Here is a 503-nt window from a genome sequence, read left to right as displayed (position 1 = left end):
CTGAAAACAGCCATCAACCCAAGCGTGAACGCGAGCGGCCGATGCGAGGTTTTCGCTTGCCCGAACACACGCAGTCATTCCTGTCGTGCTTTGGTCCGATCCGCCAGCACTTTGCGCTCAAGCCTCATCTGCCGCGCGCCTCGCTCTATCGCAAACAGCTCGCGACACGATTTGAAGCGTGGCGTCTCTTCACCGGCATTGCCCAAGGTCCGTCCACCGTGTTCTGAGACACGACTGTCCTTGGCGATATCGCGCCATGGAGTCAGCAACGTGACAGCGCCGCGCAAAGCGTTCGTGTTCGCGGAAAACTATCTCGCGGTTGACACGGGTCAACCGACTTCTGACTGCCTCGTGTACATTGGACGCACTGCTGCCGCGCACGCATTTGCTGCAGCCTCCCGTTGCACGCATGCGGACCGCTTCATCACGTCAGGAGATCCACCATGGCAGGCAAATCAGTCACACCCTTCGATCTGTACCGCGCGAATCTTTCGCTTGCGCTG

Annotated in this window: 1 pseudogene; it reads left to right on the top strand. The window is 59.2% G+C overall.

Going from position 1 to position 503, the window contains the following annotated elements:
• Window positions 1–227 (top strand): annotated as a pseudogene (locus JMY24_RS38195) (IS6 family transposase); the annotation flags it as partial.
• Window positions 228–503: the final 276 nt, after the last annotated feature.

Origin of the sequence: Paraburkholderia kirstenboschensis (assembly GCF_904848585.1) — a bacterium.
GTDB classification, from domain to species: domain Bacteria; phylum Pseudomonadota; class Gammaproteobacteria; order Burkholderiales; family Burkholderiaceae; genus Paraburkholderia; species Paraburkholderia kirstenboschensis.
This window is presented reverse-complemented; position numbering and strand designations above follow the sequence as displayed.